The organism is Paenibacillus silagei (assembly GCF_017874735.1).
GTDB lineage: Bacteria > Bacillota > Bacilli > Paenibacillales > Paenibacillaceae > Paenibacillus_AQ > Paenibacillus_AQ silagei.
In genome coordinates, this window is the sequence record NZ_JAGGLV010000004.1 from 120,080 (window position 1) to 141,217 (window position 21,138).

A 21,138-nucleotide genomic window follows, 5' to 3' on the forward strand; every position below is an offset into this window, starting at 1 on the left:
GTGCTGGCAGTAAGCCTCTATTTGATTTATAATTAAATTGTGATCTATTTAATTGCATTCTACAGATGGAGGGATAACAATGAGTGAATTTCAAGCTGATTCTATAAATGTCAAGACCGAGCAAGCCACCTTCGCCGGTGGATGCTTCTGGTGTATGGTATCCCCTTTTGAAGAGCTTCCCGGCATTGTCAAAATTATCTCCGGCTATACAGGCGGACATACCGTGAATCCGACCTACGAGGAAGTATGCTCGGAAACGACGGGACATGTTGAGGCGGTGCAAATTACGTTCAATCCGGATATTTTCCCATATAGCAAGCTGCTTGAGCTGTTCTGGCAGCAGATTGACCCCACCGATGCCGGAGGGCAATTCCATGACCGCGGCACTTCTTACGGAACGGCCATCTTCACCCATTCGGAGGAGCAGCGCCAGCAGGCAGAGGCTTCCAAGGCGGCCCTTCAAGCCAGCGGACGATTCTCAGCTCCCATTGTGACGCCTATTCTTCCAGCTAAGCCCTTCTATCCCGCTGAAGAATATCATCAGGGCTATCATCACAAGAATCCAGCCCATTACAAGCGTTACCGCAAGGGTTCGGGCCGGGAAGCATTCATCGAAGCTCACTGGACGCATAAGGAGGACCCGCAGAGCCTGAAGGAGCGCCTGACTCCGCTTCAATATGAAGTAACGCAGAACAGCGCTACGGAATCTCCATTCCGCAACGAATTCTGGGATCACCACGGAGACGGGATCTATGTGGATATTGTCTCCGGGGAGCCACTGTTCAGCTCAGAGGACAAGTTCGATTCCGGCTGCGGCTGGCCGAGCTTCACGCGTCCGATCCGGGACTATGTGGTCAAGGAGAAAACCGACCTCAGCCACCTGATGGTCCGCACTGAGGTACGCAGCAAGACAGCGGATTCCCACTTGGGCCATGTATTCAATGACGGACCCGGAGCGAACGGACTGCGGTACTGTATCAACTCGGCAGCTCTGCGCTTTGTTCCCAAAGAGGACCTGGAGAAGGAAGGCTATGGCGAGTACCGTGTGCTCTTCCAGCATGCTTAAGGCTGGAGATCCCGGCTTGCCTCAAGCTATAGCTTCATAAATTGCATAACTTACGTGTGGCTCGAATGTATACTGTTTTCCGCATACATTCGGGCCACACGCCTGTGCATCAGCACAATGTATGCTGTTTTTCGCATACATTCGGGCCACATGCCTGCGTACCTGTACAATGTGTGCTGTTTTCCACATACATTCGGGCCACACGCCTTCGTATCAGCAAATGTATGTTGTTTTCCGCATACATTCGGGCCACACGCCTGCGTACCTGTACAATGTGTGCTGTTTTCCACATACATTCGGGCCACACGCCTTCGTATCAGCAAATGTATGTTGTTTTCCGCATACATTCGGGCCACACGCCTTCGTATCAGCAAATGTATGTTGTTTTCCGCATACATTCGGGCCACACGCCTTCGTATCAGCAAATGCACGTTTTTTTCCGCATACATTCGGGCACACACTTTATCCACAACAGAAGAAAATCATAAATTCCTGAACAACAAGTGGAAACGGCATTGCCGTCCCTATAGAGGACGGTACCGTTTCAGCGAGAAAGATAAGGATAATTATAGCGCGAAGCATATGTATTCTTATCTTTGAATAAAGCCTCCAGCCCGGATTCACGGGTAGGGAGGCTTTATTCTTTACATAAATGATCCTATGTTTATTCGTACAGCCTGCTCTACTTGTTCTGCTTATCTGAATTCTCCTCTTCCGGTGCGGCCGGTACTACAGGTGCCACTTCAGGATGAGGCTGCGATTCCCGGCCTGGCAGACGGTTGCCGCCCAACCGCACTTGTTCAGGATGTGCAGGTTGCCGACGCTTGAAGCTTTTCCGTAACCAGAGCACCAGCGCAACCACCACTCCAGCTACCAGCAGGACGGGGAGAGCAGCCGCCAGTACAACAACAAGCCACTGGAACATCACAGACAACGCCTTCATGCTGCTCTTGAGCGCTTCCGAAGCCCGTTCACCCAGCGGCCCCTCGGAATTAGTCTGTGTAAGGGTAAGACTCTTCTCCGTCTGGTAGAGGCGAAGCTCCACTGTAGAGAACGATACGTTCTGATCAATATACCGCATTCTGCCCTTGATCTGTTCGATTTGCTCCTGAATTTCCCCAAGCTGGTTGGCGAACTGGACGAGATCGGCCGGTTTGGTTGCTTTTTTCATAAAATCAGTATACTGCGCCTCCATCATCTGCTTCGCCTTAAGACGTGACTCCAGGTCCACATATTCCTCCGACACATCCTGCCCCTGGATGCTTCTCTGAAGCTTCTCATGTTTAATCTTCTCCAGATTGTTCAGAAACGGTGAGAAGCCCGCCGCAGGCACTTTTAGGATAAAGGTTCCACCCTGTTCATATTCAGACATATTCTCTGAGAATTCAATAATGTAGCCCCCTGCCAGAGTAACCATATTCCGCACTTCAGTCTGCGCTGCCCCGTAGTCGGTTACCTCCATATTGAGGTTCGCCTTGTAGATCAGCTTCTTGTTCAGCCCTGCTACCACATCGGTTCCGGTGAATCCGGGAGAAGCATCTGCCCCTTGCTCAGCCCCCGCCCCAGGGACTGCCGAATTTCCGCCGCCGCCCTTCACTGCAGCCTGATCATTGACAGCCATCGCCGTGTTAGCTAGACTATCCTCCTTAGCCTCTACCGCAGCAGGCGCACTCTCCGCTGATCCGTCTGATGCTGCTTGATTACTGAACGCGCTTTCTGAATTCGCTGCCGAATCTGAATTGTTACTCGACGCGCCGCATCCCGTCAGAACCACGGCTACAACCACTAGATACAATAAGTAATGCAGACCCCATTTTCGCATGCTCATTCCTCCACTAAGTGTAATTGTATACTGCTTCCGGTGCTTCAGCTTCCGCGGCGAAAGGCCGTTATCTGTATCGGTCCGTTCCGCGCTTATCCCTCTTGACGTTCCAAAAGCTGGAAGGTTGCAGTCATTTAAGCAAAATAACAAATAAGACCATTCAGCCATAGATAGCCTAGTCTGGTCCTGTTTGCGTATTGCCTCTTTATTTGTTACAATTACGATGATAAAACGGCAAAAAAACACCAAAAACCCTATTCGCATAGAATAAGGTTATGGCGCTATTCGGACAAGCTCCACCTTGCCCGGGCAGCTGTAATTGATTTCTTGCCGATTTATGATGCCTACTACTACAAGAGGAGGTGAACCCTCATGGCAAAAGACGTATTGTGCGCAGTTAATTCTTGCACCTACTGGGCTGAAGAGAACAAATGCAACGCTGAGTCCATCTTCGTTGCCTACCACAGCTCCAAGCAGCCTACACAATCTGAGGAAACAGATTGCAAAACCTTCGAAAGCAAATAATGAATCTTTACAGAATATGAAGGAGCCCTCCACAGGTTCCTTCTTTCTTTTTTCATTCTATCAAGAATGAGAATTATTATCAAGTGTTTCCTGCAAAAAACAAACCACTGCGGGCCGGGGATTATACTCTCCCGCTTGCAGTGGTTTTTCTGTCCAAATCTAAGAATCTTAAACGGAATAGCTCCGCCCTGTTAACGGGTCACTGCGCCATGCTGCTCTCTCACCAGGACAGCGGCCTTCACCATGTTGCGCAGTGCGCCTGTGGTCTCTTCCCAGCCCCGTGTCTTCAGTCCGCAGTCGGGGTTAATCCAGAACTGCTGGACATCCAGCACGCGCAGCGCACGTTCGATGGCTGAAGTCATCTCCTCTACCACCGGCACGCGCGGACTGTGAATATCATACACACCCAGTCCAATCCCCTTGTCGTATTCCTGCTCCTCGAAGCTGACGATTAGCTCACCATGGCTGCGCGAGGTCTCAATGGAGATGACATCCGCATCCATCGCCGAGATCGAACCGATCATGTCGTTAAATTCACTGTAGCACATATGCGTATGCACCTGCGTGGTGTCCTTGACATGGTTCGTGGCGGTCCGGAAGGATTTCACCGCCCAGTTGAGGTAACACTCATGATCTCTCGCCTTCAGCGGCAGGCCTTCGCGGATCGCCGGCTCATCGACCTGGATCATCTCGATACCAGCCTCCTCGAGTGCGGATACTTCATGACGCAGGGCGAGGGCGATCTGTCCGGCCACCGCCTCGCGGCTGAGGTCATCGCGGACAAAGGACCAGTTCAGGATCGTGACCGGTCCGGTCAGCATTCCCTTAACAGGCAGCTTCGTTAGTGACTGGGCATACACGCTCTCCTTGACGGTCATCGGCTCGATAAAAGCAACATCGGCATAGATTACCGGCGGCTTCACGCAGCGTGATCCGTAGGACTGAACCCAGCCGCCTGCGGTGAACAGATAGCCGGCCAGCTTCTCCCCGAAGAATTCCACCATATCCGTACGCTCGAACTCTCCGTGTACCAGCACATCCAGACCTAGCTCCTCCTGAAGCGTAATCGCTTCAGCGATCTGCCGCTTGATGAACAAGTCATAACGCTCCTGGTTCCAGACTCCCTTGCGCCATTTCAGACGGGCCTGGCGGACTTCAGCCGTCTGCGGGAAGCTGCCGATGGTCGTGGTCGGCAGCAGCGGCAGACGCCACTTCTCCTGCTGAACCTTGACACGCTCGGCGAAAGGAAGACTGCGGCGGTCCGGCAGCTGGGCAAGGGCACGCACCTGCTCGGCTACATCCTCACGCCCGCGCTCCGGCAGAGCACGGAATACGGCCAGCACCTCACGGCTGCGCTCCAGCTCGGCGGCATAACGCTCTCTTCCCTCGTTCGCGGCTGCCGCAATGAGAACCAGCTCGGCCAGCTTCTCATTGGCAAACGCCAAGGCATTCTTGACCGCAGCCTTCAGCTTGACCTCGCCCTCAACCGTTACAGGCACATGCAGCAGACTTGACGCTGGCTGGAGAATTAACCGCTCCTGAGGCACATAGGTCAGCAGCTTCGCTACCAGCTCCAGCTTGGCATCGGTATCGGCGCGCCAGATGTTGCGTCCGTCAAGGATACCGGCTCCGAGTGTCTTATCCTGCGGCCACCCGAGGCGAGCAACCGACTCCAGATTCTTGCCGCCGTCATGGACGAAGTCAAGACCCAGACCCTGCACAGGCAGCGCCAGCAATGCTTCAAGCGGCTCTGCAGCTTCGAAGTACGTCTGCAGCATCAGGTTCAGTCCTGGTACGGCAGCAGCAATCTCACTGTAAATGTTCTGGAGCAGTGCGGTATCCTCAGCCGTTAAGCCGGTAACAATCGCCGGTTCATCGATCTGTACCCAGGCCACTCCTTCAGCCTGCAGCTCCTGCAGCAGTTGTACATACAACGGGAGGAAGCGTGCGGCAACGGCGGCGATGTCTGCTGCCGGGAAGCCCTTGGACAGCTTCAGGAAGGTATACAGTCCGACTATAACGGGCTTGCCCTCAATGCCTGCCCGCTCCTTGGCGAAGCGGTAGGCAGCCAGCGGTTTATTCGCTGTCAATACCGGAGTCAGGCTGCCGATCTCAGGCACAATGTAATGGTAATTCGTATTGAACCATTTCGTCATCTCACAGGCCGGGGCCTCTGCATTGCCGCGCGCCATTGCAAAATACAGATCAAGCGGAATCTCTCCGCCCTTATATCCGTAACGCGCCGGTACGATCCCGAACATAGCGGCGGTATCCAGCACATGGTCATAGAAGGTGAAATCGCCCACCGGAATCAGATCAATTCCGGCCTGCTGCTGGGTCTGCAAATGCTGAAGCTGAATATCCTCCATCTGCGAGCGGAAGCTCTGCTCATCGATTTTCCCGGCCCAATAAGCCTCCAATAATTTCTTCCATTCACGGTTCTTGCCGATTCTCGGATAACCGAGGCTGCTTGTCTTGATTCCTTTACTCATAGGTGTCCACTCCTCTGTATAATTGTCTGCCCTCATGTCTGCAAGCCTTAATCTGATGCCATCTTACTGCACGCCTTCCGCGCCCTGCAACAGATTCCACGCAATCCGGCTATACAGATTCCCTATAGCAAAACGCCAAAAAAAGCTGCACCCCCATGAAGGAGGAGCAACTTAGACTCTGAGACCCGGCGAAATCAGAACCAGATCAGATAGACCACACCGGCAAGCACAATCCGGTAGATTGCGAAGGGCAACAGCTTGATCCGGTTAATCAGCTTCAGGAAGAAACGCATCGATACCAGTGCGAATACGAAGGCGCTGATGAACCCGGCAATGAAGAACGGCAAGGCATCCAGCGTAAAATACTGCCAGTTCTTCAGCAGTGAAATCAGGCTCGCCCCGGCCATAATCGGCACCGCCATGATGAAGGTGAAATCGGCTGCCGCACGGTGGCTCATGCCCAGCAGAACCCCGCCGGATATCGTCGACCCGGACCGCGAGAAGCCCGGCCACAGGGAGATACATTGGATCAATCCGACTGATAGCGCCTGCCTATATGTAATTTGATCCACACTCTCAGTCCGGGCATTCGCAGGCGCAAAACGGTCGGCACAAATCATGAATAACGCTCCAACCACCAGTCCAATCAGCACAGTAAAGGTTGAGAACAGATGCTCATCGATGTAATCCTCCAGCAGAAATCCGAAGATGCCGGCCGGTAGCAGTCCGACAAGGATATGTGTCAGCTTCAGCCGCCCTTCCGCCGGAGCCTGCCGCTGCCCTTCCGGCACTACGGCCAAGTCCTTGCGGCTGAGCTTCCCGAGGCCCAGCAGATCAATGAACCGGTTACGGAAAATAATTACGACTGCAAGAATGGAGCCTAATTGAATCACTACCTTGAAGGAGTTGGCCGTGTACTTCCCCAGGAACTCCTGCGATTTAAGCCACATATCATCTACGATGATCATATGGCCTGTCGAGGATACCGGAGCGAATTCGGTCAGCCCTTCCACAATTCCCAGAATGATTGCTTTGACAATGGTCAGCAGCTCCATGGCGATCCCCCTTTATTGTTTTCAATATAATAATTGTAAACTCGCACAGCTATTTCTGAAACTTACAGCTCTCTTGCAGTATGGAAAATTTTAATCATAACGCTGACTTGACAGGCAGAAACCAACAGCATATATTTATATGCATGCGCATGCATTTATTGTGTATCCATCCCATGTAGAACGAAGGAGCGAAATTCATGACGAAAGATCTGTTCACCCCCTATGAGTATAAAAACTTAAAACTGAAGAACCGGGTGGTAATGCCGCCCATGTGCCAATATTCAGTTACCAATAAGGATGGCATCGCTAACGACTGGCATTACAACCACTATGTAAGCCGCGCTGTCGGCGGCACCGGACTGATCATTGTCGAGATGGCTGATGTGGACCCGGACGGCCGGATTACCGATTATGATCTGGGCCTCTGGTCTGATGAGCAGATTCCTGCGCTGGCGCGGATTGTGGAAGCCAGTCATGCCCATGGAGCCAAAATCGGAATTCAGGTGGCCCATGCCGGACGCAAGGCGGAGGATGCCAAGGTTCCTGTCTCTTCTTCCGCTATTCCTTTTGACGGCAAGTCCAAGACTCCTCATGCCCTGACAACAGAAGAAGTTAAAGACATGGTACAGAAATTCAAACGGGGCGTAGAGCGTGCGGTCCAGGCCGGATTCGACACTATTGAGCTGCACGGCGCCCACGGCTATCTGATTCACCAGTTCCACTCGCCGCTGACCAACCAGCGGACTGATGAATACGGACAGGATCTGACCTTGTTCGGCCGGGAGGTTATCGCTGCCGCCAAGAGCGTGATGCCTGAGGATATGCCACTGATCATGCGGATTTCCGTCAGAGAATATGTGAAAGGCGGCTACGGCCTCCAAGAGGGTCTGGAGATCAGCAGAGCCTATAAGGAAGCCGGGGCCGATATTTTCCATATCAGTTCAGGTGGTGAAGGAGCCGTTGACGCAGAGAATGGACCGGGCAACCATGCAGCCTATCAGTTACCGCTGGCCAGAACGATCCGCCAGGAGCTGAACGTACCGGTGATTGCTGTCGGCCGCTTGGATGAAGCGGTTCTTGCCAACGCCGTCATTAGCAATGAAGAAGCTGACTTGGTGGCGGTGGGCCGGGGAATGCTCCGTAATCCTTACTGGACGCTGGAAGCCGGTGTGACGCTGCGCAAAGACGCAAATATACCTAAGCAGTACGCATTAGGATTCCCGCGTTAAGGACAATTCGTCAGCAGCTTGCCTATGGTGATGGTATACTGTATAACAACTACTATTCATTACAGGTATACACCGGGAGGATGAAGACATGACTAACCCCCCTTCAAATGATCTGATTAACAGCTGGTTATCGCTCTCTCTGATACAGATGAAGGTGGCCGCAGTCCTTGAAGCGAAGCTGACCGAGAACTATGAGCTATCGCTTAAGGAATTCTATGTATTGCTGTTTCTGTCCGAAGCCCCTGAGCAAAAGCTGAAGCTCCAGCAGCTGGAATCGATGGTCGGGCTTAGCCAGAGTGCTGTGTCCCGGCTGGTCAGCCGCTTCGAAGCCAAGGGCTGCGGAGCGCTGGAGCGCAAGTCCTGCGAGGCAGACCGCAGAAGCATCTATACGTCCCTGACTGCCATTGGGCAGGACAAGGTTGACCGGGCGAAGCAGACCGTTCATGAAGTGCTGCAGGAAGCCTTTCCTGTAGACGACACGCAGCAGCTGCTGAAGCAGCTTATCCAGCTGAAGCAATCCTAGACCCGGGCAGCTGCCTGCCGGGTGAACCCGCCGTCCCTCCCGAGGGGCGGCGGGTTTTTGTCTGAACCTCCCTCTCCCCCTGAGCATACACCATACTATTAAGAAATTAAGTATAGCGGGGTGCAGCATATGTTATTCACAGCTATGCAGCTGGTTGGCGGTCTTATTCTCTCTGTAGGCTGGATTCCGCAGATTGTGCAGATCATCAGGACCCGTTCGGTTGCAGATCTCAATCTGAAAGCTTACCTGCTGATGCTGCTGGGCATCCTTCTTATGGAGGCTTATGCGGTTAATCTGGCGGCGCAGGGGGTCGGACTTGCTTTTCTGATCACCAATTCCCTGTCGCTGGCGGTCGTAACAACGGTCGTCCTGCTGATTATCCGCTACCGTTCCCGAGGGCAACAATGAATTCTGTAGGCTGCACCTCCGTCCCATCTGCGTTATACTTTCTGTAATAAAAGGATGTGGGAGGTTCAATGAATGAAGCAAAATAAGTATGACGACGCGGGTTTTTTTGCGAATTACAGCCAGATGCCCCGCTCTACGGGCGGACTGGAGGCTGCCGGAGAATGGGAGGTCTTCCGTACCCTGCTGCCTGATCTGGCGGGCCAGCGGGTGCTTGATCTAGGGTGCGGGTTCGGCTGGCACTGCCGGTATGCCCGGGAGCAGGGGGCGGCTTCCGTCGTAGGCATAGATCTCTCCGCCAATATGCTGGAGCGTGCCCGTACGATGACAGACGACCCGAAGATTGAGTATCTTCAGCTCGCGATTGAGGATGCCGCATTCGGGGCAGAGCAATTTGATACCGTGATCAGCTCGCTGGCGATCCACTATATTGAGGATTTCGGCAGCCTCTGCCGCCAGGTCCGGCATTGCCTGAAGCCCGGGGGAGCCTTCGTCTTCTCTGTAGAGCATCCGATCTTCACCGCGCTCGCCGCGCAGGATTGGCATTACAGCCCGGACGGGAAGAAGCAGCATTGGCCCGTGGACAACTACCATCTCGAAGGGCTAAGACTGGCTGATTTTCTCGAACACGAGGTTGCAAAATACCACCGGACCACAGCCACCTACCTGGGTACGCTGCTCGAATCAGGCTTCGTCCTGAAGCAGCTGTCGGAGCTGCAGCCGACCCCTGAGATGCTGGAGAAGAATCCGGCCTGGCAGGAGGAGACGCGGCGTCCGATGTTCCTGCTGCTGTCGGCGGTGAAGCAGGAATAGCCGAATTCCGCAGAACAAAATCATCGTACTGGATGAATGAGATTACCTGCGCGCCAGCACAATGTATGCTGTTTTTACCATACATTCGAGCCATGCACCTGCGCGCCCGCATATTGTATGCTGTTTTTACCATACATTCGAGCCATGCACCTGCGCGCCCGCATATTGTATGCTGTTTTTACCATACATTCGGGCCATGCACCTGCGCGCCCGCATAATGTATGCTGTTTTTACCATACATTCGGGCCATAGGCCTGCGCACCGCACAATGTATGCTGTTTTTACCATACATTCGGGCCATAGGCCTGCGCACCGCACAATGTATGCTGTTTTTACCATACATTCGGGCCGCATAATTAAATAAGGGGTAAGCTTCGCTTCCCCCAAAACATATAAATTCTTATCTTTTCAAAAAAAAGACCAGCCGGACGGTAGTCCGCTGACCTTTTATCATCCCCGTGGTTCACGGAGTTCACATTGCATTATTCACATTCACTGTACCTTCCTGAGTCTTGGCAAGTGCGGACGGAATCTTAGGTGCCTGAACCAGCTTCCGTCTGCCCAGAGAGGTTGTAAAAGTGATTACATAACCGGCTACAACTACAGCCATCACAGTGTACAGGGTTTCTCTTAACGGCATATAGAAGAGGGAAAAAGCCAGAACGATTACATCCATCAGGATAAATACGGTTCCTACCTTAATACCTTTCCATTCACTGATCAGCACGGACAAAATATCGTCCCCGCCGCTCGCCCCGCCGCCCAGCAGGACCATTCCTGCGCCCAGACCTGTCAATACCCCGGACAACAGCGCCGCAACCGGCAAGTTATCCTGCAGGTCAATAACCCAGCCGGAATAGCGTTCCATCAGCCCGTAGAATACCGTGAAGGCCACTACGGAGATGAAGGTGTTCACTACGAATGATTTTCCTTTGAAAATGATTGCGATGATGAGTACCGGAATGTCCAAAATCAGGATGCTAAGTGATGGTGAAATCCCCAGTACATACTTGCCGAGCAGCGACAATCCTACGAATCCGCCTTCGGTCAAGTGGTTCTGATAATTAATGTGATAATACGTAAATGCAAGCAATAGTGTTCCGGTCAAAATAATAGCTAACCGGAGCGGCAAACTCATGCCACTGTCTTGTTTCCTCATTACTCGGTCTCCCCTTATCGTATATGGCGGCTAGACGTTCGTGCCAGCCTCTACGGGGGGTTATACCGGAGGAGATGTTGCTCCTTCGCATACAATACTCCCTTCCCTTCGCAGAAGCGGCTTCGTCAATGAACAACGGTTCGCGCACATTCTACAGGGAAGCTAAGTATAAGACAGATCATAACGTTTCCAAATCGTCCTTTGGGGAATCGTCCTTCGGGGACACATGGTATCCTGATCCTTTCTTTAGTTTGATATGTTCTGAATAGATTATACCACGCGGAGGGGCCACTCTAAACAGTTTCCATTAAAAATAAGCAATCAGCCCGGATTCCGCAGCAGACGGTTGACAGTCTCGCGGCGGACGCCGATCAATTGTCCGATCTCTTCCTGTGTCAGCAGATCTGTGAGCTGTGCGCCATGAGAATATTCGGTCAGCCAGCGGGTCAGCAGGGCCATCCGCTCCCCCGGCGTTCCAACCGTGAGATGATCGAGCCTCGTCTGCATGAACCGCACCTTCTCCTGAAGCAACAGGGCGATCTCCATCACCTTCTCAGGCTTCTCCCTCAGCTCCCGGTACCATTCTGCAGCCGGAATCAGCTCGACTTCACTTTTCATCATTGCCACTGCGGTTCCATGCGCCTCCTTCGGCGAAATGAGGGAATGATGCGGAACGGTCTCACCCGGATATAGCAGGTTGAACAATACCATGTTCCCGTTCTCATGCAGTCTCGTGACCTTGAACAGTCCGCTCTTCACCTTGAACAGGTTCTGGCCGCCGTCTCCCTGGCGGAATAAGACCTCACCTCTGTGCAGAATCATTTCGCATTCTCCTTTGCCTTCTCTGTATATATATTTTTAATTATACCGAAATAAGACACCAAATTGGAGGGGCAAGCGTAAAACAGCCATTCTCCCAGAGTTCAACAGCAAAGAAACCGCCTGGGAGCAGAGACTCTTCTCTGCCCCCAGGCGGTTCCAGGGATAGGTATAATACGTTATTTCACTGTGACCGGCTTCTTCCAAAGTCCCAGGATCAGCCCGGAAATTACAGAGCCGATCAGCACAGCCAGCAGGAACAGCGCGGCATTGCTGGACAGGAAGGCTACGAACACACCGCCATGCGGTGCGGGAACATTGAGGTTCCACAACTGGGTAAGTCCGCCGGCTACGGCAGAGCCCAGAATACAGGAGGTGAGCACACGAAGCGGATCAGCCGCAGCGAACGGAATGGCCCCTTCGGTGATGAACGACAAGCCCAGCACATAGTTGGTTACACCGGATTTGCGTTCGGTCTCCGTGAATTTATTCTTGAAGAACGAGGTTGCCAGGGCAATCGCCAGCGGAGGCACCATCCCTCCGGCCATCACTGCTGCCATCATCATTCCGTTTGTATTGCCGCTGGACGTAAACACGCCGATGGCAAAGGTGTAGGCTGCCTTGTTGAATGGACCGCCCATATCAATGGCCATCATCCCGCCAAGCACCAAGCCCAGCAGAATCTTGTTGCCGGTACCCAGATTGTTAAGCGCATCGGTCAGTCCTCCGTTAATCCAGCTGAATAACGGATCGAACAGGAAGAACATAACCGCGCCGGTAATTAGCAAGCTGAATACGGGATAGAGCAGAATCGGCTTCAGACCGTCCAGTGTGCGCGGCAGGCCGGAGAAGGCTTTGCGGAGCATTACCACTACATAACCAGCCAGGAACCCGGCAGCCAGACCGCCGAGGAAGCCTGAATTGGAGTTAAGGGCCATCAGACCGCCGACCATACCCGGCATCAGCGCAGGCCGGTCACCGATGCTCATCGCGATAAATCCGGCAAGGATCGGAATCAGGAAGTGGAAGGCTCCGTCACCGCCGCCGATGCTCTGCAGCAGCTTGACCAGCGCATTGTCGGGACTGGCCACCTGTTCAATCAGGAAGGAGATCGCCAGCAGAATGCCTCCGCCGACTACGAACGGCAGCATATGCGAGATGCCGTTCATCAGGTCTTTGTAGATTTTGCTTCCAATAGAACCGGACTTCACAGGTGCTGAGCCTTCTTCATTGCGTCCAGAGCCGCGGTAGATAGGTGCATCTCCTGCAACTGCGATCCGGATCAGCTCCTCTGACTTGCGGATACCGTCGCTAACCGGACGCTGAAGCACAGGCTTGCCGCTGAAGCGCTCCATCTCCACGTTCTTGTCGGCGGCAACAATGACCCCGCTGGCCCGGGCGATCTCGTCTGCGGTCAGCACATTCTGCGCACCCTCCGAGCCGTTCGTTTCGACACGGATATTGACCCCCATCTCCTTAGCCTTCTTCTTGAGGGCATCCTCTGCCATGTAGGTATGGGCAATACCTGTAGGACACGCTGTTACAGCAACAACGAAGCTCTGTGAATCCGGGTTCCCGGTAATGATTCGTGCCGGTTCAGCTTGCGGTGCGGCTGCCTTAGGAGCAGCCTTCACTGCCGCTGCTTTGGCTTCCGCTTCTGCCTGGGCTTCAGCCTCCGCTTGCTTGGCATCGAATAAGGCGGACACCTCGGCAGGGGTCTTGGCACTCATAATTTGTTCGATGAATTCGCTTTCAATGAGTAACCTGGACAGTGCAGCGAGTGTCCGCAGGTGCATATTTCCAGCTCCGTCCGGCGCCGCGATCATGAAGAATAGGTGGGCCGGCGCTTCATCCAGGGAGGCAAAATCAATTCCGGCGCTGCTCTTCGCAAATACCACCGTTGCTTCGCTAACGGCCTTGGTCTTGGCATGAGGCATAGCAATGCCTCCGCCAATGCCTGTGCTGGACTGGGCTTCACGCTCCATAATCTTCTCCTTGAACAGCTTCGCATCCGTGATGCGTCCGCTGGCCGCGAGACTGGCAATCAGCTCGTCAATGGCTCCTTCTTTCGTTGTAGCCTGCAGCTCCATAATCATCGTTTCCTGTATCATTAAATCTGTAATTTTCATCAATTCTCAACTCCCCGAATGTACTTGAACCTGTTAACCTCTGTTATTCATAGCTGAGATATGGCAATAAGCGGACGAAGCTCTTCAATTAAAACCCGGTCTGCCAGATCATCAGAGAACGCTGTGGCACTTCCTGATGCCACACCGGCACGGAATGCTTCCAGCACATTCCCTGTCAGCGACAAGGTGCCCACGAATCCGGCAATCATCGAATCTCCCGCACCTACTGAATTCCTAACCTGGCCCTTAGGAGCGCTGGCGTGGTAGACTTCTTGCCCCGTAATGAACAATGCACCTTCGCCAGCCATGGAGACCAGTACATGCTTGGCCCCGCCCGTAAGCAGCTTGCGTCCGTAAGTGATAATCTCCTCCCGGGTGCTGATCTGAACTCCGAACAGCTCTGCCAGCTCATGGTGATTCGGCTTGACCAGCAGCGGTCCCTGGGATAAGGCGTCCTGCAAGGCCTGCCCGGTCGTATCAATAACGAACTCCGCACCCTTCTGCTTGATTACTGCAATCAGTTTGCTGTAGAAATCTCCGCCCAGCGAAGGTGGCGTGCTGCCTGACAGAATCACTATGTCACCCGGCTTCAGGGCTTCCAGCTTGTGCAGCAGTGAAGCCGTCTCGGTCTCCGTAATGACAGGGCCGGCCCCGTTAATCTCCGTCTCCTGGCCAGCTTTAAGCTTAATATTGATCCGGGTATCGTCCGCAATAGTAACGAATTCGCCGGCTATTCCCTCCTGGCCCAGCCAGGTGTCAATGTAGCCGCCGGTGAAGCCGCCAAGAAATCCGGTGGCCGTATTCTCGACGCCGAGCTGCTTTAGAACACGGGATACGTTAATCCCTTTCCCTCCGGGCAGCTTCATATCGCGCTTCATCCGGTTGAGTCCGCCCAGTGTTAGCTCTTCTACCTCCACGATATAATCGACGGAAGGATTGAGTGTCACCGTATAAATCATCATTCATCCCTCATTTATAATGTTTGTCTTCCCATCCCATCACACCAGTGTATAATCCACATCCAGCTTCTCAAGCTGCCTCCGGAAGCTATCCGGAATCCCCGTATCCAAAATGCAGTGGTCCATCTCCTGCAGATCCGCAACCTTGCAGAAGGAGATCTGCCCGATCTTGCTATGGTCGGCCAGCAGGATCGTCTGCTTCGCTACCGCGATCATTTTGCGCTTGGTGGCCGCTTCCAGCATATTCGGCGTCGTAATCCCTTCGCGGATATCCAGCCCGTTGGTGCCGAGGAAGGCCTTATCTACCCGAACCATATCCAGCGAGCGTTCGGTCATCGGTCCGACAAAAGCCATGGTGTCCGGCCTTAGCATCCCGCCTGTAATAGACACCTCAATATGGCGGCAGTCCTTCAGCTCGTTCAGCGCCATGATTGAGTTGGTAATGACCTTGAGATTGCGGAACGATTTCAGCGCCCGGGCAATCTGCAGGGTGGTGGTACCTCCGTCAAGGAGAATGGCATCACCATCTTCAATCATCTCCACAGCCTTCCCGGCAATCCGCAGCTTCTCTTCCAGGAACCGGTCTTCCTTGTCAGGAACCGCCGCTTCAAAGTTCACACTCTGCAGGGACACCGCCCCGCCATGCGTACGCTTCAGCAGCCGCGCCTCTTCCAGCTCCTTGAGGTCCCTGCGGATGGTGGATTCAGAGACGGACAGCTCCTGGCCCAGCTCCTGAACCGAAGCTCTTGTATGCTTCTCGACAAACAGCAGAATCATCCGTTTGCGTTCTTCTTCAAACATGCAGCTCACTCCTTAGGATGTGCAGCTACCCGCTGCCGGATTCCTATATATACAGTAACTACTGAATTGAAAGATAAGATGACTGGATTCAAATCACTTGTGACTGATGTTGATCATTTGTGCTCATTTATGATTGTAACAGCGTTTTCATGAACTGTAAAGAGGCTTTCTCTGCTTATTTTTCGCCATAAAATCATGAGTTTAACCCTAACTTTCCAGCCGGATACACTATTGCTGTAAGAATTGGCGTATGCTCTGCTCATTTATGCTCATTTCAGCCTTGTAACTATATCATCCGGTGCGGCAAATTACCTCCCGATTGCCCATTTCACAATGGCAGCGAGCGACATATTTATATTACATATGGGGAAAAGCGGGTGAACAGGAGATGGCCTATTACAATAACAACGGATATGGCAGCGCGGGCGGTAACGGCGGTAATGGCAGTAGCAGCGGCATTAACGGCCACGGAGGGGGCGGCAGTGACGGCCCAGTAGAAACCGAGGAGCTCAGTGCAGAGGATTATGCGATTATTGCCGCCGGCTTCGGCGTGCTCGGGGAACTGTTTGCTTTTTTCTCTCTGGTAAAAGCCAAGCAGGTGACCAAGGAAACTGGCGGGAAGGTAGCTACAGACATCGACCCGGTGCTGTTCGTACAGAACCGCAAAAAAAAAGCAGCCAGACGAAAGTCCCGCCGGCTGCGTTGATCCCTTATATTTTCCGAATCCATCACTTACTTCAAAGGAATGACCTCATGCTTCGCAAATATGACCTGCACCTTCTCCCTCAGCTCCTCTTCGGGCAGAAGGACAATGACAATAATATGCTCCAGATCAGCATGCTCCGCATACGCCTCCGCGTCATCTTGCGGAATCCCCATTCCGATCAGGCTGACCGCAAGACCATCTGTCTCCAGATCCGCCCCCGCGAGCTTGCGGGCTGCCGGACCTGCTGCGACCGCAGAATCCGCGACCATATCCAGGCCTACCCCAAGCCCGCGGGCTGTACCGTACAATCCATTATTCCCCTGCCCCGTCTCCACATCTCCAATCGCGGCATCCTTGCTGATGATCTCCAGCGTGTTCTTCTGCTTCGTGACAGCAGAGATATGCTTCGCCTTGATCCCATTCTTCTTCAATTCTTCGATCGCCAGCACCGCATCACTCCGGTGTCCAAAAATCCCCAATACCAATGTTGGCATGCGGCATCCCTCCTATTACTGCTGCTGCAATATTACCACTCTGCTACTGCGATATTACCACTCTGCCTGTGGCTTGAATCCCGCATGTGGCGGCGGCTCCCGGTCAGGCCTGAATCAATCTCTTCTAATTGGGTTATAAAGATACGTATACATAAACATAACTTAAGAGATAGGGGGGGCTGCTGTGCTTCAAAGCAAGTATTTTCGGACCTGCCTGGCCATTATCGCCTTTTTGACGATTCTGTACCTGGGCTCGAAGGTCATTTTTCTGTTCACACCGCTGGTATCTATCATTCAACTGCTGCTCGTACCCATGATGCTGTCGGGCTTTATGTATTACCTTCTGCGGCCGATTGTCAACTATCTGGGGACCAAAAATGTTAACCGCGGGTTGTCCGTCCTGCTGATTTATCTTGTGTTTACCGGACTGTTCGTCTTATTCTGGGTGCTGGTCTGGCCTACACTGCGCGAGCAAATCCAGAACTTCATTGACAATACGCCTTATCTGGTCGAGGGTATACAGAATCAGTTCAACAAGCTCCAGAATGATCCGTCGTTCTCCCGCTTCTTCAAGGGTGACACGGATGTGACCACACGCCTGACGGAGTATGTGAACAGTGCCATTAATTGGGTGACCAATTCGATGTCCAACCTGATCACAGTGATCTCCAGTATTGTCGTGGTTATCGCTACCCTGCCGATCATTCTCTATTACATGCTGAAGGACGGGCACAAGCTGTCCCCGATTCTTCAGGGCCTGATTCCGAGAAAGTACCGCAAGGAAGGCCAGGAGATGTTCAAGGATATTGACTCTGCACTCAGCGGCTTCATCGTTACACGTGTCCTGCTTAATGTGGTGCTGGGCATCTTGCTATACATCGGATTTTTGCTGATCGGCCTGCCTTATTCTCTGCTGCTCGCCGTGATCTCCATCCCGCTGAATTTCATTCCCTATGTGGGCTCGCTGCTGGCGGCGGTTCCGGTTGTTATCGTGGGGTTCATAGAATCGCCTTCTATGGCTATCTGGTCAGCGGTCGTCATTCTGATCGCGCAGCAGATTCAGGATAACGTGCTGTCACCGGTCATCTATGGCAAGTCGCTGGATGTTCACCCGTTGACAACAGTGCTGCTTGTACTTGTGGGGGGCGACTTCTATGGACTGATCGGCGTCCTCATTGCGCTTCCGGTCTATATGATTATCAAAATCATCTTCCTGCGCATTTACGAGATCATTATCGCCGAACGGGTGGATCAACCCGTACCCGAGCCAAGTGCTCCGCCGGGGATTGAGATTGAGATCGTCAAGGACGATAAGGTATAGTAAAACAACCCCACAAAGTGGGGCTTTAGCGTAGGTGATAACTCAGGTACTTTGCGGGGGCCCCAAAACATATAAATTCTTATCTTGTAATAAAAAGCCCTCCGGCGCTGATGATCTCCGCGCCGGAGGGCTTTTCAATGTACATGCTTGAATGTATCCAGACTTTAGCCCCGCAGCGAGCGGACCACGAAAGTGTGGTTGCCCTTAGGCAGGTTTTGCCCGCCATGCAGCGTCACGGAGCCTTTGGTATGTGCGATGATCGTCGCATTGAATGCCACCAGCTGGTCCCCTTTCCAGACAGTAACCGCTGATTTGAAATAGACGGCATTATCAAACTGCAGACGTTCTCTCATGATATATCCGACCGAATGGAGAACCGGGGGCAAAGCCCTCTCTTTGGGAGCCAGAGCTTTGATGTACACAATATCGCGGAAAGGGACGGCAATCTCCTGATGCCCAATGACAGCTACCGAAGCTGCAAGATCCCATCTGCGCAGAACGCCTTTCATGATCGTATATGGCTGCTCGCCGCAGTACATAATGACCGGTCTGCCAACCCAATGCTTCATGGCTCCACGCCCTTCCCTGTGCCTGAACTACTTATACCTTCGGTATGGACCAGTCTATGCCCTTAAGCCCATGCTGCTCCAGATACTGGTTGGCCTGAGAGAACGGGCGGCTGCCGAGAAATCCCCGGTGTGCAGAGAACGGGCTCGGATGCGGAGACTGGATCACCTTATGCCTGCTGCGGTCAACTACCGCGCCCTTGAGCTGGGCATGACTGCCCCACAGGATGAACACCATCGGTTCTGTACGCTCGTTCAGCTTCTCCATAATAGCATCCGTGAAGGTCTCCCAGCCCAGCCCCTTATGCGAATTCGGCTGGCCCTCGCGTACTGTCAGGACGGCATTAAGCATCAGCACGCCCTCTTCCGCCCAGTGCAGCAGCGATCCGTGGCCCGGCACCTCTATACCGAGATCACTGTGCAGCTCAGCGTAGATATTGCGCAGCGACGGCGGAATCCTTACACCCGGCTCTACCGAGAAGCTAAGGCCATGGGCCTGTCCTGCGCCGTGATAGGGGTCCTGTCCGAGAATCACTACCCGGGTCTTGCTGTAAGGCGTCAGCTTCAGCGCCGAGAACAGCTTGTCCTTCGGGGGGTAGACTGTATACTGCTTATACTCGCGTGCCAGGGCATAGCGCAATTCCTCAAAGTAAGGCTTCTGCGTCTCTTCCTGCAGCACTTCATCCCAATCGTTGCCAAACATTCGGTTCTCCTCCCAATTCCCCTGCTATTAGTATTGTTTCATTACCTGTTATTAACCAGAATAACAGGAACTTATTTGCGGCCATAGTCCGCCTTGATCTCGCCCCATGACTTCGTCTGCCATTTCAGCACCTTGTTGTCATAAGTATGGCTGCGCAGCCAGCTCTCCGCCCGGTCAATCAGCTGCCAGATCTCCTCTGTAGAGGCATCTCGGGGCAAGGTCGTGGCCACCTTTTTCTGCTTGACCCATTTCATTGCATTGACAGAATCACTATAGACCGTCTTGCTGCTGCCTTCCTGCTTAAGATGAGCCAGCGCATGCACAATCGCCAGGAACTCTCCAAGGTTATTAGTCCCTTTGCGGATCGGACCGCAGGAGAAAATCACATCCCCGGTCTGGGTATCTACGCCTTTGTATTCGACCGGTCCGGGATTCCCCCGGGTGCCTACATCCACGGAGATGCTGTCATAATCAATCTCCTCAGATGTCTCCACGCCAGCACTCCTGCTCCAGGACTTGCCTGATTTGCTTGTGCCGGACGCCCCTGAAGCTGCCGCACCGGTTCCCCAGTTGCCCTTCCAGCCTGCCTTGAAGGCTGTCTCAGCCGCCGACTTGCTCTCATAAGACTTATATTTCGCTCCGGTATAATGATCCGTCTGCGCCTGGCATTCCGCCCATGTATTGTAGACTCCAGGCTGCTTGCCTTCCCATACAACGTAGTATTTCTGCTTAGCCATTCCTGTTGCTCCCTCCTGCCGGTGTAACCTTATCCAGAAATCTATTGTAATGCATACCGCGTTCATATTGAAGCCTGAACACACTCACACGCCTGCTGCCAGCCCGAATATCTATTTGGATAAATACCGGCAGGCGCGTTCATACTAATACGGCAGCTCAGTCCAGCACAGCCAGCGTAGTATCAATAATGGTCTGGAGCTTGCCCGCATCCCCCGTTGCCTTGACCATAACCCGCAGTCCAACTAAGGCATTGTGCAGATAAGCAGCAAGCGCCGGAGCCGCATGCCGGGAGGAGAGTTCTCCGGTCTCCTGTCCATGCAGGATCAGCTGTTCCATTAATCTCTCGGTATTCAAAAAAGCCTCATTGGCCCGCTCAGCAGCTTCCGGATCATGAGCCGACAGCTCCACTGCCGTATTCACTAGCATACAGCCCTTCGGCTCCGCTTCACTTCTGTGAACTGTGGCTTCGAATAAGAGGCGGATGGCAGCCTTGGCAGAGGTGATGCCCTCGATCCGGCTCTCCAGCCGGGAGCTTTGAAGGGCTGCAAAGCGCTCCAGCGCTTTTATATATAAGGTATGCTTGTCTCCAAAGGTGTCATACATGCTTCGCTTGTGAATTCCCATGCCGGCTACAAGATCCTGCATGGACGTCTTCTCATAGCCCTGCTGCCAGAAAATCGTCATTGCCTTGAGCAATACATCATCAATGTCAAACTCTTTGCTTCGCGCCATGATCATGCTCCTTTCGCGGTCTATTTTACCATTTATAGAACGATCGGTAAATATTATTGTAGCCGTGTTAACTAAATCACA

At 53.0% G+C, this 21,138-nt stretch carries 21 protein-coding genes; 8 read left to right on the forward strand and 13 right to left on the reverse strand.

Translation table 11 applies throughout. The features are described 5' to 3' along the window. Positions 1-79: 79 nt before the first annotated feature. A complete protein-coding gene (msrA, locus tag J2Z70_RS07920) occupies positions 80-1,066 on the forward strand; it encodes a peptide-methionine (S)-S-oxide reductase MsrA (protein WP_209871269.1) in 987 nt (328 codons plus the stop codon). A gap of 682 nt (positions 1,067-1,748) precedes the next feature. On the opposite strand, the gene J2Z70_RS07925 is transcribed toward msrA, so the two are convergent. Beyond that, positions 1,749-2,888 carry a DUF4349 domain-containing protein gene (locus J2Z70_RS07925; protein ID WP_209871271.1) on the reverse strand — a complete coding sequence of 380 codons (1,140 nt, stop codon included), beginning with the start codon at positions 2,886-2,888 and terminating at the stop codon, positions 1,749-1,751. Positions 2,889-3,260: 372 nt separating this feature from the next. Between J2Z70_RS07925 and J2Z70_RS07930 the strand changes: the two genes are divergently transcribed. Next, the gene (locus J2Z70_RS07930; protein WP_076079942.1) at positions 3,261-3,413 is read left to right on the forward strand and encodes a DUF1540 domain-containing protein; all 153 of its coding nucleotides are present in this window, start codon (positions 3,261-3,263) and stop codon (positions 3,411-3,413) included. Between the two features lie 191 nt (positions 3,414-3,604). Here J2Z70_RS07930 and metE read toward each other — a convergent pair whose 3' ends face one another. Together metE and J2Z70_RS07940 are read right to left on the reverse strand one after the other, a co-directional pair. Next, a complete protein-coding gene (gene metE / locus J2Z70_RS07935; RefSeq protein WP_209871274.1) occupies positions 3,605-5,905 on the reverse strand; it encodes a 5-methyltetrahydropteroyltriglutamate--homocysteine S-methyltransferase in 2,301 nt (766 codons plus the stop codon). Between the two features lie 194 nt (positions 5,906-6,099). Then, a complete protein-coding gene (locus tag J2Z70_RS07940; protein WP_209871277.1) occupies positions 6,100-6,960 on the reverse strand; it encodes an undecaprenyl-diphosphate phosphatase in 861 nt (286 codons plus the stop codon). A gap of 197 nt (positions 6,961-7,157) precedes the next feature. Between J2Z70_RS07940 and J2Z70_RS07945 the strand changes: the two genes are divergently transcribed. The 4 genes from J2Z70_RS07945 to J2Z70_RS07960 all read left to right on the forward strand — a co-directional run bounded on the left by J2Z70_RS07945 (position 7,158) and on the right by J2Z70_RS07960 (position 9,930). Beyond that, complete coding sequence (locus tag J2Z70_RS07945) at positions 7,158-8,189, forward strand: NADH:flavin oxidoreductase/NADH oxidase (RefSeq protein WP_209871279.1); 1,032 nt, start codon at positions 7,158-7,160, stop codon at positions 8,187-8,189. An 88-nt stretch (positions 8,190-8,277) separates the two neighbouring features. Beyond that, the gene (locus J2Z70_RS07950; protein WP_209871284.1) at positions 8,278-8,712 is read left to right on the forward strand and encodes a MarR family winged helix-turn-helix transcriptional regulator; all 435 of its coding nucleotides are present in this window, start codon (positions 8,278-8,280) and stop codon (positions 8,710-8,712) included. 129 nt (positions 8,713-8,841) lie between these two features. Next, positions 8,842-9,120 (forward strand): PQ-loop domain-containing transporter, encoded by a 279-nt coding sequence (locus J2Z70_RS07955; RefSeq protein WP_209871287.1) that lies wholly within the window; start codon positions 8,842-8,844, stop codon positions 9,118-9,120. A 72-nt stretch (positions 9,121-9,192) separates the two neighbouring features. Continuing rightward, positions 9,193-9,930, forward strand: a complete 738-nt coding sequence (locus tag J2Z70_RS07960) for a class I SAM-dependent methyltransferase (protein ID WP_209871289.1) — start codon at positions 9,193-9,195, stop codon at positions 9,928-9,930. A 472-nt stretch (positions 9,931-10,402) separates the two neighbouring features. Here J2Z70_RS07960 and J2Z70_RS07965 read toward each other — a convergent pair whose 3' ends face one another. From J2Z70_RS07965 to J2Z70_RS07985, 5 genes are all read right to left on the reverse strand, one after another. After that, positions 10,403-11,089 carry a YitT family protein gene (locus J2Z70_RS07965; RefSeq protein WP_036698508.1) on the reverse strand — a complete coding sequence of 229 codons (687 nt, stop codon included), beginning with the start codon at positions 11,087-11,089 and terminating at the stop codon, positions 10,403-10,405. A 321-nt stretch (positions 11,090-11,410) separates the two neighbouring features. After that, the gene (locus J2Z70_RS07970; RefSeq protein WP_036731809.1) at positions 11,411-11,911 is read right to left on the reverse strand and encodes a Crp/Fnr family transcriptional regulator; all 501 of its coding nucleotides are present in this window, start codon (positions 11,909-11,911) and stop codon (positions 11,411-11,413) included. Between the two features lie 176 nt (positions 11,912-12,087). Further along, positions 12,088-14,037, reverse strand: a complete 1,950-nt coding sequence (locus tag J2Z70_RS07975) for a PTS fructose transporter subunit IIABC (protein ID WP_209871292.1) — start codon at positions 14,035-14,037, stop codon at positions 12,088-12,090. A gap of 47 nt (positions 14,038-14,084) precedes the next feature. After that, the gene (gene pfkB / locus J2Z70_RS07980; protein ID WP_209871737.1) at positions 14,085-14,996 is read right to left on the reverse strand and encodes a 1-phosphofructokinase; all 912 of its coding nucleotides are present in this window, start codon (positions 14,994-14,996) and stop codon (positions 14,085-14,087) included. A gap of 39 nt (positions 14,997-15,035) precedes the next feature. Next, positions 15,036-15,797 carry a DeoR/GlpR family DNA-binding transcription regulator gene (locus tag J2Z70_RS07985; protein ID WP_036731798.1) on the reverse strand — a complete coding sequence of 254 codons (762 nt, stop codon included), beginning with the start codon at positions 15,795-15,797 and terminating at the stop codon, positions 15,036-15,038. Positions 15,798-16,185: 388 nt separating this feature from the next. Between J2Z70_RS07985 and J2Z70_RS07990 the strand changes: the two genes are divergently transcribed. Next, complete coding sequence (locus J2Z70_RS07990) at positions 16,186-16,503, forward strand: hypothetical protein (protein ID WP_209871792.1); 318 nt, start codon at positions 16,186-16,188, stop codon at positions 16,501-16,503. Positions 16,504-16,529: 26 nt separating this feature from the next. On the opposite strand, the gene J2Z70_RS07995 is transcribed toward J2Z70_RS07990, so the two are convergent. Further along, on the reverse strand, positions 16,530-16,997 hold the full coding sequence (locus J2Z70_RS07995; RefSeq protein ID WP_036731792.1) for a general stress protein: 468 nt from the start codon (positions 16,995-16,997) through the stop codon (positions 16,530-16,532). Positions 16,998-17,181: 184 nt separating this feature from the next. On the opposite strand from J2Z70_RS07995, the gene J2Z70_RS08000 reads away from it, so the two are divergent. Beyond that, positions 17,182-18,318, forward strand: coding sequence for an AI-2E family transporter (locus J2Z70_RS08000; RefSeq protein WP_051478588.1), 1,137 nt, complete (start codon positions 17,182-17,184; stop codon positions 18,316-18,318). Positions 18,319-18,482: 164 nt separating this feature from the next. Here the strand turns inward: J2Z70_RS08000 and J2Z70_RS08005 are convergent, their stop codons facing one another. The 4 genes from J2Z70_RS08005 to J2Z70_RS08020 all read right to left on the reverse strand — a co-directional run bounded on the left by J2Z70_RS08005 (position 18,483) and on the right by J2Z70_RS08020 (position 21,057). Next, positions 18,483-18,887 carry a hypothetical protein gene (locus J2Z70_RS08005; RefSeq protein WP_036731789.1) on the reverse strand — a complete coding sequence of 135 codons (405 nt, stop codon included), beginning with the start codon at positions 18,885-18,887 and terminating at the stop codon, positions 18,483-18,485. A 31-nt stretch (positions 18,888-18,918) separates the two neighbouring features. Further along, a complete protein-coding gene (gene ung, locus J2Z70_RS08010) occupies positions 18,919-19,587 on the reverse strand; it encodes a uracil-DNA glycosylase (RefSeq protein WP_036731786.1) in 669 nt (222 codons plus the stop codon). Between the two features lie 71 nt (positions 19,588-19,658). Continuing rightward, positions 19,659-20,324, reverse strand: coding sequence for a ribonuclease H (gene rnhA / locus J2Z70_RS08015; protein ID WP_036731783.1), 666 nt, complete (start codon positions 20,322-20,324; stop codon positions 19,659-19,661). A 157-nt stretch (positions 20,325-20,481) separates the two neighbouring features. Beyond that, positions 20,482-21,057, reverse strand: coding sequence for a TetR/AcrR family transcriptional regulator (locus J2Z70_RS08020; protein WP_209871295.1), 576 nt, complete (start codon positions 21,055-21,057; stop codon positions 20,482-20,484). Positions 21,058-21,138 lie beyond the last annotated feature (81 nt).

Excerpts from the sequence above, each read along its gene's own strand:
- msrA (WP_209871269.1), top strand. The coding sequence starts at position 80 with ATGAGTGAATTTCAAGCTGATTCTATAAATGTCAAGACCGAGCAAGCC.
- J2Z70_RS07925 (WP_209871271.1), bottom strand. The coding sequence starts at position 2,888 with ATGCGAAAATGGGGTCTGCATTACTTATTGTATCTAGTGGTTGTAGCC.
- J2Z70_RS07930 (WP_076079942.1), top strand. The coding sequence starts at position 3,261 with ATGGCAAAAGACGTATTGTGCGCAGTTAATTCTTGCACCTACTGGGCT.
- metE (WP_209871274.1), bottom strand. The coding sequence starts at position 5,905 with ATGAGTAAAGGAATCAAGACAAGCAGCCTCGGTTATCCGAGAATCGGC.
- J2Z70_RS07940 (WP_209871277.1), bottom strand. The coding sequence starts at position 6,960 with ATGGAGCTGCTGACCATTGTCAAAGCAATCATTCTGGGAATTGTGGAA.
- J2Z70_RS07945 (WP_209871279.1), top strand. The coding sequence starts at position 7,158 with ATGACGAAAGATCTGTTCACCCCCTATGAGTATAAAAACTTAAAACTG.
- J2Z70_RS07950 (WP_209871284.1), top strand. The coding sequence starts at position 8,278 with ATGACTAACCCCCCTTCAAATGATCTGATTAACAGCTGGTTATCGCTC.
- J2Z70_RS07955 (WP_209871287.1), top strand. The coding sequence starts at position 8,842 with ATGTTATTCACAGCTATGCAGCTGGTTGGCGGTCTTATTCTCTCTGTA.
- J2Z70_RS07960 (WP_209871289.1), top strand. The coding sequence starts at position 9,193 with ATGAAGCAAAATAAGTATGACGACGCGGGTTTTTTTGCGAATTACAGC.
- J2Z70_RS07965 (WP_036698508.1), bottom strand. The coding sequence starts at position 11,089 with ATGAGGAAACAAGACAGTGGCATGAGTTTGCCGCTCCGGTTAGCTATT.
- J2Z70_RS07970 (WP_036731809.1), bottom strand. The coding sequence starts at position 11,911 with ATGATTCTGCACAGAGGTGAGGTCTTATTCCGCCAGGGAGACGGCGGC.
- J2Z70_RS07975 (WP_209871292.1), bottom strand. The coding sequence starts at position 14,037 with ATGAAAATTACAGATTTAATGATACAGGAAACGATGATTATGGAGCTG.
- pfkB (WP_209871737.1), bottom strand. The coding sequence starts at position 14,996 with ATGATTTATACGGTGACACTCAATCCTTCCGTCGATTATATCGTGGAG.
- J2Z70_RS07985 (WP_036731798.1), bottom strand. The coding sequence starts at position 15,797 with ATGTTTGAAGAAGAACGCAAACGGATGATTCTGCTGTTTGTCGAGAAG.
- J2Z70_RS07990 (WP_209871792.1), top strand. The coding sequence starts at position 16,186 with ATGGCCTATTACAATAACAACGGATATGGCAGCGCGGGCGGTAACGGC.
- J2Z70_RS07995 (WP_036731792.1), bottom strand. The coding sequence starts at position 16,997 with ATGCCAACATTGGTATTGGGGATTTTTGGACACCGGAGTGATGCGGTG.
- J2Z70_RS08005 (WP_036731789.1), bottom strand. The coding sequence starts at position 18,887 with ATGAAGCATTGGGTTGGCAGACCGGTCATTATGTACTGCGGCGAGCAG.
- ung (WP_036731786.1), bottom strand. The coding sequence starts at position 19,587 with ATGTTTGGCAACGATTGGGATGAAGTGCTGCAGGAAGAGACGCAGAAG.
- rnhA (WP_036731783.1), bottom strand. The coding sequence starts at position 20,324 with ATGGCTAAGCAGAAATACTACGTTGTATGGGAAGGCAAGCAGCCTGGA.
- J2Z70_RS08020 (WP_209871295.1), bottom strand. The coding sequence starts at position 21,057 with ATGGCGCGAAGCAAAGAGTTTGACATTGATGATGTATTGCTCAAGGCA.